Origin of the sequence: Geobacillus sp. C56-T2 (genome assembly GCF_007829715.1) — a bacterium.
GTDB lineage: Bacteria > Bacillota > Bacilli > Bacillales > Anoxybacillaceae > Geobacillus > Geobacillus icigianus.
Genome location: NZ_VJWB01000001.1, coordinates 157,501 through 173,748 on the forward strand (window position 1 = coordinate 157,501; position 16,248 = coordinate 173,748).

A 16,248-nucleotide genomic window follows, 5' to 3' on the forward strand; every position below is an offset into this window, starting at 1 on the left:
AGCCCCAGTAAACGGCGGCCGTAACTATAACGGTCCTAAGGTAGCGAAATTCCTTGTCGGGTAAGTTCCGACCCGCACGAAAGGTGTAACGACTTGGGCGCTGTCTCAACGAGAGACCCGGTGAAATTATACTACCTGTGAAGATGCAGGTTCCCCGCGACAGGACGGAAAGACCCCGTGGAGCTTTACTGCAGCCTGATATGGAATTTTGGTATCGCTTGTACAGGATAGGTGGGAGCCTAAGAAGCCGGAGCGCCAGCTTCGGTGGAGGCGACGGTGGGATACCACCCTGGCGGTATTGAAATTCTAACCCGCACCCCTTAGCGGGGTGGGAGACAGTGTCAGGTGGGCAGTTTGACTGGGGCGGTCGCCTCCCAAAAGGTAACGGAGGCGCCCAAAGGTTCCCTCAGAATGGTTGGAAATCATTCGGAGAGTGCAAAGGCACAAGGGAGCTTGACTGCGAGACGGACAGGTCGAGCAGGGACGAAAGTCGGGCTTAGTGATCCGGTGGTTCCGCATGGAAGGGCCATCGCTCAACGGATAAAAGCTACCCCGGGGATAACAGGCTGATCTCCCCCAAGAGTCCACATCGACGGGGAGGTTTGGCACCTCGATGTCGGCTCATCGCATCCTGGGGCTGTAGTCGGTCCCAAGGGTTGGGCTGTTCGCCCATTAAAGCGGTACGCGAGCTGGGTTCAGAACGTCGTGAGACAGTTCGGTCCCTATCCGTCGCGGGCGTAGGAAATTTGCGAGGAGCTGTCCTTAGTACGAGAGGACCGGGATGGACGCACCGCTGGTGTACCAGTTGTCCCGCCAGGGGCACCGCTGGGTAGCTATGTGCGGACGGGATAAGCGCTGAAAGCATCTAAGCGTGAAGCCCCCCTCAAGATGAGATTTCCCATCGCGTTAGGCGAGTAAGATCCCTCGAAGATGACGAGGTCGATAGGTCCGAGGTGGAAGCGTGGCGACACGTGGAGCTGACGGATACTAATCGATCGAGGGCTTAACCTAGAAAAGCGCAGGCGAGCCGGAGCTAGACCGGACGAAATGCGGCTTCTTCCAACGGTTATCTAGTTTTGAAGGAATGAACTTCCTGGTTGACAACCAGAACAGGATGGATATAATAATTAGTGTCGAAAACAATAGTCGCATCATTTGTCGTTCCGCAATAGCTCAGCGGTAGAGCAACCGGCTGTTAACCGGTAGGTCGTAGGTTCGAATCCTACTTGCGGAGCCATTTTATGCTTCCATAGCTCAGTAGGTAGAGCACTTCCATGGTAAGGAAGAGGTCACCGGTTCGAGCCCGGTTGGAAGCTCCATTTATTTCTAGGCCCGTTGGTCAAGTGGTTAAGACACCGCCCTTTCACGGCGGTAACACGGGTTCGAATCCCGTACGGGTCACTTTCATTCCTCAATCAACCGTCTTTGGGGACGGTTGATTGAGAATGTATAATTAGCATGGAACAGGCCATAATAATAAACGGATAAGGTGTTTTCACTTTATAGCGTTGGGCTATAGCCAAGCGGTAAGGCAACGGACTTTGACTCCGTGATGCGCTGGTTCGAATCCAGCTAGCCCAGCCATATTTTTTTGCACATAAAACATGAAACTTACTTCGAGCTGTCCCAATGCACTCGGCATCTTCGAGTCAGCTGGTAGAGGAAGGGACATCGTCAAAGATCTGAGTGTATACCAAACCATGAGCCATTCGCTCAGTAACGAGCGATGCATCTTCGAGTTGACTGCGAGTTGTCCCGACGCACTCAGCATCTTTGAGTCAGCTGGTAGAGGAAGGGACATCGTCAAAGATCTGAGTGTATACCAAACCATGAGCCATTAGCTCAGTAGGTAGAGCATCTGACTTTTAATCAGAGGGTCGGAGGTTCGAGTCCTCCATGGCTCACCATGTGCGGAAGTAGTTCAGTGGTAGAACACCACCTTGCCAAGGTGGGGGTCGCGGGTTCGAGTCCCGTCTTCCGCTTGGGCGGGGCCTTAGCTCAGCTGGGAGAGCGCCTGCTTTGCACGCAGGAGGTCATCGGTTCGATCCCGATAGGCTCCATCAAAAGCAACCCTTTTTTAGACAACGGGTTGCTTTTTTCTTTTTTTCACTAAAGAGCGAGCCCGCTTTTTTGTCGAAGAAACCATCGATGAACGCGCTGAAAAGGTTCAACAGCATGGAGATGAGGCCGCGCTTTGGGCACGAAAAGATGACGGGTTTAGGCACGTTAGGCGGCAAATCAGTATAAATATTCGAAAGGTTGTCAAGTTGAGTCATCTCCCTTCTTTCCTCTACAATAAAAGGGCAATGGGAAACGGAAAGGAGAGGAGACAGCATGAAACCAATCTCGATTATCGGTGTTCCGATGGATTTAGGACAAACGCGCCGCGGTGTCGATATGGGACCGAGCGCGATGCGTTATGCTGGTGTCGTCGAGCGTCTTGAACACCTTCACGATGACATCGAAGATTTAGGAGACATTCCGATTGGAAAAGCGGATCGGATTCATGAACAGGGGCATCCACGCTTGCGCAATTTGAAAGCGGTTGCGGAGGCGAACGAAAAGCTCGCTGCGGCGGTTGATCAAGTCGTTCAACGCGGGCGTTTCCCGTTGGTGCTTGGTGGCGATCACAGCATTGCCATCGGCACGCTGGCCGGGGTGGCAAAACATTATGAACGCCTTGGCGTCATTTGGTATGATGCGCACGGCGACGTCAACACAGAAGAGACATCGCCGTCTGGAAATATTCACGGCATGCCGTTGGCGGCGAGCCTTGGATTTGGGCATCCTTCGTTAACGCAAATCGGGGGATATACTCCGAAAGTCAGACCGGAGCATGTTGTGTTGATCGGTGTGCGCTCTCTAGATGAGGGGGAGAAGAAGTTTATTCGGGAGCAAGGAATCAAAATTTATACGATGCATGAAGTTGATCGACTTGGCATGACAAAGGTGATGGAGGAAACCATCGCCTATTTAAAAGAGCGGACCGATGGGGTTCATTTATCGCTTGACTTAGATGGGCTTGATCCGAGCGACGCACCGGGAGTAGGGACACCGGTCATCGGGGGATTGACGTACCGAGAGAGCCATTTGGCGATGGAGATGTTAGCGGAGGCTCAACTGATTACGTCTGCTGAATTTGTAGAAGTGAACCCGATTTTGGACGAACGGAATAAAACCGCTTCCGTAGCCGTCGCTTTAATGGGTTCGCTGTTTGGGGAAAAGTTGATTTGATTGAGCACCAACGTCAACCGGTTGCCGGAGCGCGGATGCCGCCATCTCCTCCCTGCCGATAGCGGATGGTGATGCGGCCGCGGCGCGCGCAAGTGGGCCGCCATATGATTGATGCAATGATGTCCTTTTTCGGTTGGCGTTCGTTGGTTTGAGGGGTGGCTTTGATTTGGCTGCCCCTCTTTTTTCATTCTATGGTACAATAAACGTGTTGCCTGAAACTTTTTGCAGTGGAGCGCCGTAGTATACGGTGAGCTGCGAGGCGGGGGTATTGGATTTTATGGATTTGTTTATTAAAAAAAGGATTAGGGCGGTTCAAAAAGGCGATCAAAATGCCTACGCCGACCTTGTTGATTTGTATAAAGATAAAATTTACCGCCTTTGTTATCGAATGCTTGGCAATCAACACGAGGCGGAGGATGCGGCCCAGGAGGCATTCATTCGCGCTTATGTTCATATTAACACCTATAACCCCGATATGAAATTCTCGACATGGCTGTATCGCATTGCGACCAACTTGACGATTGATCGGTTGCGAAAGCGGAAACCGGATGTTTACTTGGATGAAGAAGTGAATGGAACGGATGGACTGACGATGCAAGCGCAGCTTCCTTCCCGTGAAGCCTCTCCTGAAGAAGCGGTGGAAAGTCTGGAACTGCAAGAAACGGTTCAGCGGGCCATTGAGCGGTTGCCGGAAAAATATCGCAGCGTAATCGTGTTAAAGTATATCGAAGATTTGTCGCTGCAAGAGATCAGCGATATTTTAGGGCTGCCGGTCGGCACGGTGAAAACGCGGCTTCATCGCGGCCGTGAAGCATTGCGCAAACAATTGGGCCATTTATAAGAGGGTGGGAAAGAATGAAATGTCCAAACGAAATGATATCGCTTATGCATCACTATCTAGACGGCGATCTTCGTCCGGAGGAAGAGCAGCGCCTGAAGGAACATCTGCGCTCATGCGCTGCCTGCGCTGCCCATTTTCATGAGTTGAAAAAAACCGTTGCTTTTTTGCAATATGCCGCTCATCTAACAGCGCCCCCGGCTTTTACGACGAAGGTAATGAAAATGATGCCGAAAGAGAAAAAAAGCGCCCGGCTGCGCCGCTGGATGCATGGGCATCCGTTGCTGACCGCCGCTTCGCTGTTTGTGCTGCTTACGGTTGGCAGCTTTGCCTCTTCGTGGGGAGAGAACGGAGCGTTTTCCGTTTCGGCGGATGAACACGTTATCATTCGCGATCATACGGTCATTGTGCCAAAAGGGGAAACGGTGAAAGGGGACATTGTCGTCCGCAACGGTTCAATTCGCATTGAAGGAACGGTCGATGGGAACGTCACCGTGATTCACGGAAAAAAATATATGGCGTCAGCGGGGCAAGTGACCGGGGAAATCGAGGAAATTAATCAAGTGTTTGAATGGATTTGGTATAATATTAAAGAGAAAGTCAATCACGCGCTCCAATCGCTCGAATGATGGCAGCCATCGTCCGATGGCTTTTTCCATGGCCGTGAGCGGAGCGGAATTAGAGATAAAGGAAGTGTGAAGATGTCCTTCCAAGAGCTCCCCATCGTGTCCTATTTGCTGAAAGTGGTCGATATTCTCGTTGTATGGTACGTTATTTACAAACTGCTGATGATGATTCGCGGGACAAAGGCCATTCAGCTGTTAAAAGGCATTTTTTTGATTATTTTGGTTCGCTTTGTGAGCAATTATCTCGGGTTGACCACGCTGCAATGGCTGATGGACCAAGCGATCATTTGGGGGTTCCTTGCCATCATCATCATTTTTCAGCCGGAATTGCGGCGCGCGTTGGAGCAGCTTGGCCGCGGGCGGCTGTTTACGCGCAATACGGTCAATGAGGATGAAGAACGGCTTCGAATGGTGGAAGCCATCGTAAAGGCAACGGAGTATATGGCAAAACGGCGCATTGGCGCGCTCATTTCGATCGAGAGGGAAACCGGAATGAGCGATTATGTGGAAACGGGCATAGCCCTAAACGCGCACGTGTCTTCGGAGCTGCTTATCAATATTTTCATTCCGAACACGCCGCTACATGACGGGGCGGTGATCATTCAGAAAAACCAGATTGCGGCCGCGGCCTGTTATTTGCCGCTATCGGAAAGCCCGTTTATTTCTAAAGAGCTCGGAACACGCCATCGGGCGGCGCTCGGCATCAGCGAAGTGACGGACAGCGTCACGGTCGTTGTCTCAGAAGAGACGGGGGCGGTATCGTTGACCAAAAACGGCGAACTATATCGCGATTTAACGATGGATGAGTTTCGGGAGCTGCTGACAGGCGAGCTCGTCCCGGTGGCGAAGGCGCCCGCTTCTTCCCGTTGGCAATGGAGGGGAAAGAAACATGGATAACTTAATGGATCATCCGTGGTTTATTCGCGTTGTTTCCTTATTGCTAGCGATCATGTTGTATATGTCGGCCAATGTCGGGGCGAAAACTGGCGAAACACGCAACACGTTTGGGCAAGAAGATACGGAAACGTTGACAGATGTTCCGGTTGTTGCTTACTATGACGAAGAAAACTTGATCGTTTCCGGCGTGCCGAAGTATGTCAATGTTACGCTTCAAGGTCCGGCTAGCATTGTCAAACCGACAGCTCTGCAACGAAATTTCGAAGTGTATGTCGATTTGACGAACTTGCCCTTAGGCACCTACACGGTTCCGATCAAATACAAAGATGTTTCTGAGAAACTGAAGGTGAATATACAACCGGCTTCAGTAAAAGTAACGATTCGCGAAAAAGTGTCCAAACAGTTTTCCATTGGCGTTGAATTTTTTAATCGAAACAAAATGCCGGATGGCTACTCCGTCGGGGAACCGACCGTTGAACCGAACGTGGTGACCATTACCGGAGCGAAAGAGTTGATTGACAGCATCTCGTTTGTGAAAGCCATTGTTGACTTGGAGGGAGTGACGGAAACGGTGACGCGGGAAGCCCGCGTTCGCGTGTACGATCGGAGCGGAAATGAATTGGATCTGGAACCGAAGCCATCATCTGTTCAAGTTACTGTGCCGGTGGAGAGCCCAAGCAAAGCGGTGCCGGTTGATGTGCAAACGACAGGTGAGCTTCCGGATGGCGTTCATCTCGTCGGCATCACGCCGGAGCCGAACCGAGTGACCGTTTACGGTCCGAAAGACGTACTAAATCGGATCGATCGGTTGGAAGGATTGACCGTTGATTTGGATGATGTGACAGATGATAAGACAGTGGAAGTGGACGTTCCAGTCCCCGATGGGGTCAAAAGCGTTAAGCCAAATAAAATCAAGGTGCGCATCGACGTAGAGAAAGATGTCACACAAACATGGAAGGACGTCCCCATTGAGGTCGTCGGCTTGCCGGACTCCTATGAAGCGACGTTTGTCCAACCGGTTGGAGGCAAGCTGACCGTTCGGCTGATGGGGCCACCCGATATCGTCCGAGGGTTGACGAAAGACGATGTCCGACTGTACGTGGATGCCAGTGGGCTCGGCACCGGTCAGCATCAAGTTCCCATTCGCTGGGACAATCCGAGGCAAATCCAATGGCAGCCATCGACGGAAACAGCGATGATCGACATTAGCGAAAAGGCAGCTGTCCAATAAATTGTATAGTAAGGAGAGAGTGAACGAATGGGCAAATATTTTGGCACTGATGGTGTACGTGGAGTCGCAAATCGTGAGTTGACGCCGGAGCTGGCGTTTCGGATTGGCCGTTGCGGCGGATACGTGCTGACGAAAAGTGCAGAGCGTCCGAAAGTGTTGATTGGGCGTGACACGCGCATTTCCGGGCATATGCTGGAAGGCGCGCTCGTCGCCGGGCTGCTCTCGATCGGAGCGGAAGTGATGCGGCTTGGCGTGATCTCTACGCCAGGCGTCGCCTATTTGACGAAAGCGCTCGGCGCGCAAGCCGGCATCATGATTTCTGCTTCCCACAACCCCGTCCAAGACAACGGCATTAAATTTTTCGGGCCGGATGGGTTTAAACTGTCGGACGAGCAGGAGGCGGAGATTGAAGCGCTGATCGACAGCCCGGAAGATATGTTGCCGCGGCCGATTGGCGCGGCGTTAGGCCAAGTGAATGATTACTTTGAAGGCGGGCAAAAATATTTGCAATATCTCAAACAGACGATTGATGAAGAAGACTTTTCGGGGATGAAAATAGCTCTCGACTGCGCGCACGGGGCGACGTCATCGCTGGCCACTTACTTGTTTGCCGATTTGGACGCCGATGTCATCACGATGGGCGCTTCGCCCAACGGCCTCAACATTAACGAAGGAGTCGGTTCCACCCATCCGCAGGCGCTGGCGGCGTTTGTGAAAGAAAAAGGGGCTGATGTCGGCCTTGCGTTTGACGGCGACGGCGACCGCCTGATTGCCGTGGACGAGCATGGCAACATTGTGGATGGCGACCACATCATGTACATTTGCGCCAAATATTTAAAAGAAACCGGTCGTCTCAAGCAACAAACCGTCGTCTCAACGGTCATGAGCAATCTTGGATTTTACAAAGCGCTCGAGGCGCAGGGCATCCAAAGCGTGCAAACGGCGGTCGGCGACCGCTATGTCGTCGAAGCCATGCGCAAAAATGGATATAATCTCGGCGGCGAGCAGTCCGGTCATATCATTTTCCTCGACTACAACACGACGGGAGATGGCATGTTGACGGCGCTCCAGCTTGTCAACATCATGAAAGTCAAAGGCAAGCCGCTTTCTGAATTGGCCGCGGAAATGAAAAAATACCCGCAGCTGCTTGTGAACGTACGGGTAAAGGATAAAGAAAAGGCAATGGAAAACGAACAAGTGCAAAAAGTGATTCAGGAAGTGGAGGCAGAGATGAACGGTAATGGCCGCGTCCTCGTTCGTCCATCAGGGACGGAACCCCTCGTGCGCATTATGGCTGAGGCTCCAACCGAAGAGGCGTGCCGCGCCTATGTGGAGCGGATCGCGGATGTCGTCCGCCGTGAAATGGGAGTGGAATAACCGACCGCTTGGACAACCATCCTATGCATAAACGGAACGTTCGCTTCCGTTTATGCATAGGTTATTTTATAGAAACGGATGCATATGATAGTTGACGCCGTTGGGAATGTCCTGTAATATTAACGTTGTTGCCTTTTGCCTGAAAGGAGGCGATGCGAAGAACGAGAAGGGATGAATGAGTAGAGTGGCGCAGCTGTTGCCATGCTCGACAAAGTGGAATCGTTGCAGCGGTTTTGACGACGACAAAGCGCCTGGACTAAGCGCGGGAACGGAAGCGCGCTTAGTTGACGAGGAGGAGGTTTATCGAGGTTTTCGGCGGATGCCTCCCGGCTGGAGCGATGACAGCCGCAAGTCCTCTCTTAAAACAAAGGGGTGACCCTTTGCACAAAGGGGAGGATGTCATCGCGCAACTAGAAAGGGGAGTCTGCCGCAGTGACGGCGAGGCCCCGTTGTTCTTTGACAACTGAACATGGAAGGATCTCGTTAGCGGCAGCCTCCAATGGTAAAGGAGGAAATGTGGCCATGTGCGGCATTGTTGGTTATATCGGTTACCAAGATGTGAAAGAGATTTTGTTGCGCGGATTGGAAAAACTCGAGTACCGCGGCTACGATTCGGCGGGGATCGCCGTATTAAATGAGAACGGGGTTCATGTGTTTAAAGAAAAAGGACGGATCGCCGATTTGCGCCGCATCGTCGACCCGAACGTCAACGCGACGATCGGCATCGGCCATACCCGTTGGGCGACGCACGGGGCCCCAAGCCGGGTGAACGCCCATCCGCATCAAAGCGCCTCCGGCCGTTTTACGCTCGTGCATAACGGCGTCATCGAAAACTACGAGATGCTGAAGCGCGACTACTTGGCTGATGTCGAGTTCCGAAGCGACACGGATACGGAAGTGATCGTCCAGCTCGTGGAACAATTCGTCCGTGACGGGTTGACAACGGAAGAAGCGTTCCGCCAAACGCTCTCGCTGTTAAAAGGGTCGTACGCCATCGCCATGATTGACGCGGAAAACGAGGAAACGTTGTACGCGGCGAAAAACAAAAGCCCGCTTCTTGCCGGTCTCGGTGACGGGTTTAACGTCGTGGCCAGCGATGCGATGGCGATGCTCCAAGTGACGAATCAATTCGTCGAACTGATGGATGGGGAACTAGTCATCGTCACGAGCGAGAACGTCACGATTCAAACGCTAAACGGTGAAACAGTCGAACGGAAGCCATTTACGGCTGAGCTCGATGCGAGTGACATTGAAAAAGGGACGTATCCGCATTACATGCTGAAAGAAATTGATGAGCAGCCGTTTGTCATCCGCCGCATCATTCAAAAATACCAAGACGAACACGGCGGATTGACGATTGACCAAGCGATCATCAACGAAGTGCTGAACGCCGACCGCCTGTACATTGTCGCGTGCGGAACGAGCTACCACGCCGGTCTTGTCGGCAAGCAATTGATCGAGTCGTGGGCGAAAATCCCAGTCGAAGTGCATATTGCCAGCGAATTTTCGTACAACATGCCGCTGTTGTCGGAAAAACCGCTCTTCATCTTTATCTCGCAAAGCGGCGAAACGGCCGACAGCCGCGCCGTGCTCGTGCAAACGAACAAACTCGGCTATAAAGCGATCACGATCACGAACGTCCCAAGTTCGACGCTGTCGCGGGAAGCGGACTATACGCTCTTGTTGCACGCCGGCCCGGAAATCGCCGTCGCTTCGACGAAAGCCTACACGGCGCAAATCGCGGTGCTGGCGATTTTAGCGGCGACTGCGGCGAAAGCGAAAGGCCTCGAATTGAATTTTGACCTGACGAAAGAGCTCGCCATCGTCGCCAATGTGATGGAAATGCTGTGCGATGCGAAAGAAGAAATGGAGAACATCGCACGCGACTACTTGACGTTGACGCGCAACTGCTTCTTTATCGGCCGTGCGGTTGACTACTATGTCTGCCTAGAAGGCGCGCTGAAACTGAAGGAGATCTCTTACATCCAAGCGGAAGGGTTCGCCGGCGGCGAGCTGAAACATGGCACGATCGCCTTGATTGAGGACGGTACGCCGGTGATTGCCCTCGCCACCCAAGAGCACGTCAACTTAAGCATTCGCGGCAACGTAAAAGAAGTCGTCGCCCGCGGTGCGAAACCATGCGTCATCTCGATGCGCGGCTTGGAAGGCGACGGCGACCGCTTCATCATCCCGGCCGTCCATCCGGACCTTACGCCGCTTGTGTCCGTCGTGCCGCTGCAGCTGATCGCGTACTATGCAGCCCTGCATCGCGGCTGCGACGTCGACAAACCGCGCAACTTGGCGAAGAGCGTGACGGTGGAGTGAGCGGTTCGTTGGGAAAAGGCTGTTGTAGACAGTTAATAAATCCTGTCCTGGGAAAATAAAATCTGTCTAGGGACAATAAAAATGGCCAAGAAGCCAAGCGTGGCAGGGTTTTGCCTCCATGCTGGGCTTTTCTGTTGATAGGGGGTAGGGTATAGGGGGAAAGGGTTGAGAGATCAGGTTTTATCCCAATATACCCATCCCTTTTCTCTCCTTACCCTGCTTCCTACCCCCTCCAATATTTACCTAGACATTTCCCAACGTTCCATTTCCCTCATCCCCGCCCCTAATCTCCCAAACCCTTTCAATTGGACGCACACTTTTTATGTTCCTGGTATTTTGCTCCAAAATGCACTTCAAAGCCTGAAATCCCTTGTGGTTCTAGGAGGCTGGTGATTTAACGGGGTATACAGCTTTCCAATGTCATTTCTCAATTAGAAAAACCTTGTTTTATCGGGCCTGCTTTTCAATCATTCTTCCATTGATGAAGGGAATCAGCGGTTTTTCACCAGCCTTCTAGAAGGTCGGTGAAAAACGGTTGTTTCTTTTGAGCAATGGGGGATCGTTTGAAAGGTGATCCTGATGCGACAAGGCTTTTCTATTTGAGAAACGGTCTTGATAAGCGGCTTGCCCCCTTAAATCACCGGTCTCCTAGGGAAGAGAGGGGTTGAGGGGAGAGGAGTGGGATGGGCATGAATTATTTTCCCTTAACTATAGTAGGGAAATCAAAATGGGTTGATTGGACTCTTGCGGTTGGTTTGCGAAAGAGGGCAGGGGGAGGGGATAGAACATCAGTTTTTCTGTTATGGTTGTGGTAAAATGATTTGCAGAAAGCACAGCAACGGAGTTGAGCCTATTGACCGTCCAAAAGGTAATTGAACAAATAAGCCATGGACTAAACGGAATACTTGGCGTTGTGGGGGTCGTTTTGGGTGGTTCAAGAGCAAGGGCCACAAATCACGCGACTTCCGATATCGATACTGGCATTTATTACGATGTATCGGCAGATTTTGATATCAAAGCAGTGAGCAAAATCGCGACAAGACTCGCTGACTAACATAGAGAACATTTGATCACTTCTCTAGGAGGCTGGTGATTTAACGGGGTATACAGCTTTCCAATGTCATTTCTCAATTAGAAAAACCTTGTTGTATCGGGTCTGCTTTTCAATCATTCTTCCATTGATGAAGGGAATCAGCGGTTTTTCACCAGCCCTTTAGAAGGCCGGTGATTTAAGGGAAAATACTGCACCCCAAAGTGGTCAAAGATGTGATTGTGGGCTTTTTCTTGTTTGAAGCCGCTTTTTCTTTGATATTCGTTGAGGATAGCGTGGATAAGGACGACATTTCCTATGTGGTCATGTCTTCCGCTCGATTTCATGTTTGAATCAGGTGATCTTTGCCATCAATGAAGAATACTGCATCAACGAGAAAAAAGCGGTTCGGATGATTGAGGGTTTTCGTGCCAGACCTCGCAATTACAAGCAAAGGATAGACAATATCATAACGTTGCTTTCCTCGGACCAGAAAAGCACAAAGAAAGCCGTAGAATTCCTTCGGGAACTGATTGCTGAAACCGCAGAATTAATAAAGAATTAGTGAATGTCATTCATCCACGATCCCCAATGGAAATCAGGGACGGATATCCGAAATAAGGAATTCTTTTATAAGGAGAGGGACAAGTGAAGGCGGTAGAAACAAATTTATTGAAGTTCATGCAGGGCACCAAGCAATTCATCATTCCGATTTATCAGCGAAAATATAGCTGGACGATTAAGCAGTGTCAACAGCTTTGGAACGATATTGTTAGAGCGGCGGTAGATGAAAAGATCAAGGGTCACTTTGTCGGCTCGATTGTCTACATAGAACAAGGGTTGTATCACGTATCTTCTGTTCCACAACTGCTTGTTATCGATGGACAGCAACGACTGACTACGTTGACGTTACTGTTATTTGCGTTGGGCAAAGCCATCGAGGAGAGCGGACAAACCTTGGATATTACGAAAAAGAAAATCATGAATTACTATCTAGTCAATAGCGAAGAAGAGGGGGAACTGTATCACAAACTCATATTGACTCAGAGCGATAAGGACACGCTGATCAATCTGATTTTAGACAAAAAACTCCCCGAGGAATACTCCCCAAGGGTGTACGAGAACTACAATTTTTTTGCGGAATCCATCAAAAACAGCGGTATCGAGCTGAACAAGCTGTATCAGGGGATCTCAAAGCTGATTATTGTAGATATTTCGTTGGATCGTGACCATGATAATCCGCAGTTGATTTTTGAAAGCCTGAACTCGACAGGGCTTGATCTGTCGCAAGCCGATTTGATCCGGAACTTCGTTTTGATGAAGCTGGAGCCGAAAGAGCAAGCAGAACTGTACAGGGAATACTGGTATCCGATGGAAAAAAGCTTCGGGAATCTGACAAATTCCGCTTTGTTTGACCGATTTATGCGTGACTATTTAACGGTGAAAACGGGGCGAATTCCAAACATAAAAGAAGTTTACTCCAGTTTCAAGGCGTATGTATTTGAGCACAGTGAACTGAGTGTCCAGCAAATTGTCGAGGACATTTATCAATATTCCCAATATTTTGTGAAACTCGCGTTCCAGACGGAAAAAGATAAAGAAATCAATGAAGTGCTGAAGGATATCAATACGCTTAAGGTCGATGTCTCGTATCCGTTCTTGCTTGAGGTATATGACGATTATGGGTGTGGAATTTTACCAAAATCGGAATTTATCGCAATATTAAGGCTTGTTGAAGCTTACGTTTTCCGTAGAGCGGTTTGTGGGGTTCCAACCAATTCATTGAACAAAACGTTTGCGACCCTCAGCAAAGAGATCGATAAGACAACTGTAGATGAGCAAATTTGCTAACATAAATTGACAACTAAACAAAAAAGGAGACATGAACCCGATTCCTTGGTTAGAATAGATGTGCTACCAACTACCCACAAGGAGGTTCATGTCTCATGAATAGATTAGCACATCATCAAGGAATCCACAAGTTTTTCATGACGCTGGGATTGGCGCTTTATTTCTCGAAGCCGGTCATCAAGCATCTCGTTCATCTTGTCGACGCCTTGACGACCAAGGGATTTTCGGGGACATTGACGGATGTCCGGTACTGGAGTTTTCACCCGAATCATCGAACGACACTGAGCCACTTTTTCACGAAAAGCCCTTGGAACGAGGAAAAACTGCTTGAGAAGCTGCAAGAATGGATCCTTCGCCAGATCGAACGCCTAGCCAAACAGGAGAATCAACCCCTTTTTGTTTCGATTGATGATACCATTTGCCAAAAAACGAAGCCTTCGTCACGGGCTGCCCGCGCCATTCAAGGGTGTGATTGGCACTACTCGCACAAAGATCATCAATCCGTCTGGGGGCATTCGCTTGTTTGGCTGATGGTGCATACTTTCTCGCAAGCGTTTCCGTTCGCGTTTCGTCTCTATGATAAGGCGGCGGGAAGAAGCAAAATCGACCTAGCGATCGAGATGCTTTCCTCGCTCAAGGGGAAACGGGCTCAGCCGGTGTATGTGCTCATGGATTCGTGGTATCCGTCCCAAGCGCTCATCGAAGCCTGCCTGAAACAAGGATTCCATGTCATCGCCATGCTCAAGACGAACCGGATTCTCTATCCGAAAGGCATCGCCATCCAAGCGAAGAAGTTCGCCCGCTATATCGAGCCCAACGACACCCGCCTCGTCACGGTGGGGAAGGAGCGTTACCGCGTGTATCGCTACGAGGGAGCGATCCATGGTCTCGATGACGCGGTGGTGCTGCTGGCTTGGAAGGCGAATCAACCGATGACGCCGGATCATCTCCATGTCGTCTTGAGCACCGACCGGGAGCTAGGCGATGAAGAGATCTTGCGTTACTATGCCCAGCGCTGGACGATCGAATGCTTTTTCCGGCAGGCCAAAGACCAGCTGAAGCTCGATGGATACCGTGTTCGTCACATTCGGGCGGTGAAACGGTATTGGGCCGTGGTGCTGTTCGCCTGCGTATACAGCATCGCGGAATCTCAACAAGACCTCTCTTCCGGCCTGGAGCTTCTTCGGTCTCGGAAAGGGCACAGCGTCGTCGAGTTCATCTATGACGCCGCAAAACAAGATATTCCCATTGATGTGATTAAAAAACAGCTCCATGTCGCCTAAGGGGGACCCTGTTTGTCTCTTAGGGAATGGAAATTACTGTAATGAAAAATGCTCATCTACAGAAGACAAATTATTTGGAAAGCGTGCGTGCGGCGTTTTTACTTAAGGATTCCTATAAACGGTTTCCGACCGATGAGGAGTTCAAGCGGGAACTCATGATTAAGGATGTGTATAATTTCAGAAATCGAAATTACCTGCTTCGGAAGCTGGAAAATTATAATCGAAAAGAGATTATTGATATCGAGGCCTATACCATCGAACACATCATGCCGCAAAATCCAAATTTGTCTCCAGAATGGAGACGGGATTTGGGACCAAACTGGGAAGAAGTGCACAAAACGTACCTTCATACGTTGGGCAACCTGACACTGACCCGATATAATTCCGAACTGAGTGATCGACCGTTTAAAGAAAAACGGGATATGGAGGGCGGGTTTGCAGACAGTCCGCTACGGTTAAACAGGGAACTAGCCAAACTTGAAACTTGGAATGAGGAGGAAATTCTCAAACGGGCTCAATTCCTGGTGGATTTGGCGTTAAAAGTGTGGGAATACCCACAGCTTTCGGATGATATTCTGGCTAAATACCGAAAGAAAGGCTCCGAAAATGAAAGTGTGACTTATACGATTGCCGATCACCCTGAATTACAGGGAGATATGTTGGCGTTATTTGAGGAATTGAGCAAACGAATCTGTAACTTGGACAGCTCTGTCCGCATGGAGTTCAAAAAGTTATACATTGCATTTAAGACGTCAACAAACTTCGTTGATATTGTGCCGCAGAAAAGCAGACTGCGGTTAAGCTTAAATATGCCCTTCGATGAAATTCAGGATCCGAAAGGTATTTGTAAAGATGTGACCAACCTCGGTCGATGGGGGAACGGTGACGTTGAATTTGGTGTTTCTTCTTTAGATGAAATTGACTATGCGATGTTTCTGATCAGACAGTCCTATGAAAGGCATCGGGAAGATGAATAAAGGTGAAGAGGAGTAATGCGGCTCCTCTTTTTCTTTTTGCATGAATGGTATAATGGAAACAAGGTAAAGCATATTTTATTTGAAGTACTCAAAGAAACGTTGGTCCCCTCTCCAAAGGAATTCAAGGATTGCTTGGTGGGAAAAACGGAGGTGCAAAGATGTTATTCATCCTTCTCTGTTTAATTATTATCATTGTTTCATTAGTTTTCTTTAGAAAATATGCTATTTTGAATCCATTTTCAAAAGGTATTGCCCTCGCGATTGCTTTATCCATTGTAGCTGTTGTTTGCCTTGCTCAAAACTACACCCAAAGCCTAATCCCAGAAGCAAACGATGGAATTGGAATATCAAACCAAGTAGCGTATTGGATTATTGGTGAGGATGGTTGGTCTAAAGAATCGTTCCGAGTGTTTTTCGAGAATTCTGTTTATTTCACGCTCTTTTTAATTATCACATACCCTGTGGTTCTTATATTTGAATCAAAATTGAAAAGAAAGTAAGGGTTATTGGCCTATCCTATTATAGTCTCAATCGGCGAAAACATCCTTAAATCTAAAATGCAAAGGGGGCAGTATAAAT

General features: G+C 49.7%; 13 protein-coding genes, 7 tRNA genes and 1 rRNA gene (1 of these 21 only partly in view). 20 read left to right on the forward strand and 1 reads right to left on the reverse strand.

All coding sequences use genetic code 11. The features are described 5' to 3' along the window. The 8 genes from GC56T2_RS00875 to GC56T2_RS00910 all read left to right on the forward strand — a co-directional run. Window positions 1–1,011 (forward strand): 23S ribosomal RNA (locus GC56T2_RS00875); it begins 1,918 nt to the left of the window's first position. A 151-nt stretch (window positions 1,012–1,162) separates the two neighbouring features. After that, window positions 1,163–1,237: transfer RNA gene (locus GC56T2_RS00880), tRNA-Asn, on the forward strand. Between the two features lie 6 nt (window positions 1,238–1,243). Then, window positions 1,244–1,319, forward strand: a tRNA-Thr gene (locus GC56T2_RS00885). Window positions 1,320–1,329: 10 nt separating this feature from the next. After that, window positions 1,330–1,401 (forward strand) — tRNA-Glu (locus GC56T2_RS00890). 108 nt (window positions 1,402–1,509) lie between these two features. After that, window positions 1,510–1,584 (forward strand) — tRNA-Gln (locus tag GC56T2_RS00895). A gap of 247 nt (window positions 1,585–1,831) precedes the next feature. Beyond that, window positions 1,832–1,907 (forward strand) — tRNA-Lys (locus GC56T2_RS00900). Window positions 1,908–1,910: 3 nt separating this feature from the next. Further along, window positions 1,911–1,982 (forward strand) — tRNA-Gly (locus tag GC56T2_RS00905). Between the two features lie 5 nt (window positions 1,983–1,987). Then, window positions 1,988–2,060 (forward strand) — tRNA-Ala (locus GC56T2_RS00910). Here GC56T2_RS00910 and GC56T2_RS00915 read toward each other — a convergent pair. Beyond that, on the reverse strand, window positions 2,061–2,276 hold the full coding sequence (locus tag GC56T2_RS00915) for a hypothetical protein (protein ID WP_144972403.1): 216 nt from the start codon (window positions 2,274–2,276) through the stop codon (window positions 2,061–2,063). 58 nt (window positions 2,277–2,334) lie between these two features. Here GC56T2_RS00915 and rocF point away from each other — a divergent pair, with 58 nt between their 5' ends. From rocF to GC56T2_RS00980, 12 genes are all read left to right on the forward strand, one after another. Beyond that, window positions 2,335–3,234, forward strand: a complete 900-nt coding sequence (rocF, locus tag GC56T2_RS00920) for an arginase (protein ID WP_144972405.1) — start codon at window positions 2,335–2,337, stop codon at window positions 3,232–3,234. Window positions 3,235–3,511: 277 nt separating this feature from the next. Then, a complete protein-coding gene (sigW, locus tag GC56T2_RS00925; RefSeq protein WP_033023355.1) occupies window positions 3,512–4,075 on the forward strand; it encodes an RNA polymerase sigma factor SigW in 564 nt (187 codons plus the stop codon). Window positions 4,076–4,089: 14 nt separating this feature from the next. Next, the gene (gene rsiW, locus GC56T2_RS00930; RefSeq protein ID WP_033023354.1) at window positions 4,090–4,701 is read left to right on the forward strand and encodes an anti-sigma-W factor RsiW; all 612 of its coding nucleotides are present in this window, start codon (window positions 4,090–4,092) and stop codon (window positions 4,699–4,701) included. Between the two features lie 72 nt (window positions 4,702–4,773). Further along, a complete protein-coding gene (gene cdaA, locus GC56T2_RS00935; RefSeq protein WP_033023352.1) occupies window positions 4,774–5,595 on the forward strand; it encodes a diadenylate cyclase CdaA in 822 nt (273 codons plus the stop codon). Continuing rightward, window positions 5,588–6,826, forward strand: a complete 1,239-nt coding sequence (locus tag GC56T2_RS00940; protein ID WP_144972407.1) for a CdaR family protein — start codon at window positions 5,588–5,590, stop codon at window positions 6,824–6,826. The genes cdaA and GC56T2_RS00940 overlap by 8 nt, the downstream gene beginning before the upstream one ends. Before the next feature lie 27 nt (window positions 6,827–6,853). Continuing rightward, window positions 6,854–8,203: a phosphoglucosamine mutase gene (gene glmM / locus GC56T2_RS00945; protein ID WP_144972409.1), complete on the forward strand. Its 1,350-nt coding sequence runs from the start codon at window positions 6,854–6,856 to the stop codon at window positions 8,201–8,203. Between the two features lie 522 nt (window positions 8,204–8,725). Then, window positions 8,726–10,528, forward strand: a complete 1,803-nt coding sequence (glmS, locus tag GC56T2_RS00950) for a glutamine--fructose-6-phosphate transaminase (isomerizing) (RefSeq protein WP_144972411.1) — start codon at window positions 8,726–8,728, stop codon at window positions 10,526–10,528. 913 nt (window positions 10,529–11,441) lie between these two features. Further along, complete coding sequence (locus GC56T2_RS00955; protein WP_255516122.1) at window positions 11,442–11,582, forward strand: nucleotidyltransferase domain-containing protein; 141 nt, start codon at window positions 11,442–11,444, stop codon at window positions 11,580–11,582. Between the two features lie 624 nt (window positions 11,583–12,206). Beyond that, window positions 12,207–13,409: a DUF262 domain-containing protein gene (locus GC56T2_RS00965; RefSeq protein WP_255515981.1), complete on the forward strand. Its 1,203-nt coding sequence runs from the start codon at window positions 12,207–12,209 to the stop codon at window positions 13,407–13,409. 95 nt (window positions 13,410–13,504) lie between these two features. Beyond that, window positions 13,505–14,692, forward strand: a complete 1,188-nt coding sequence (locus tag GC56T2_RS00970; RefSeq protein WP_144972415.1) for an IS701 family transposase — start codon at window positions 13,505–13,507, stop codon at window positions 14,690–14,692. 83 nt (window positions 14,693–14,775) lie between these two features. Continuing rightward, on the forward strand, window positions 14,776–15,669 hold the full coding sequence (locus tag GC56T2_RS00975) for a GmrSD restriction endonuclease domain-containing protein (protein WP_255516123.1): 894 nt from the start codon (window positions 14,776–14,778) through the stop codon (window positions 15,667–15,669). Between the two features lie 128 nt (window positions 15,670–15,797). After that, window positions 15,798–16,169, forward strand: a complete 372-nt coding sequence (locus GC56T2_RS00980; RefSeq protein ID WP_255515982.1) for a hypothetical protein — start codon at window positions 15,798–15,800, stop codon at window positions 16,167–16,169. Window positions 16,170–16,248: the final 79 nt, after the last annotated feature.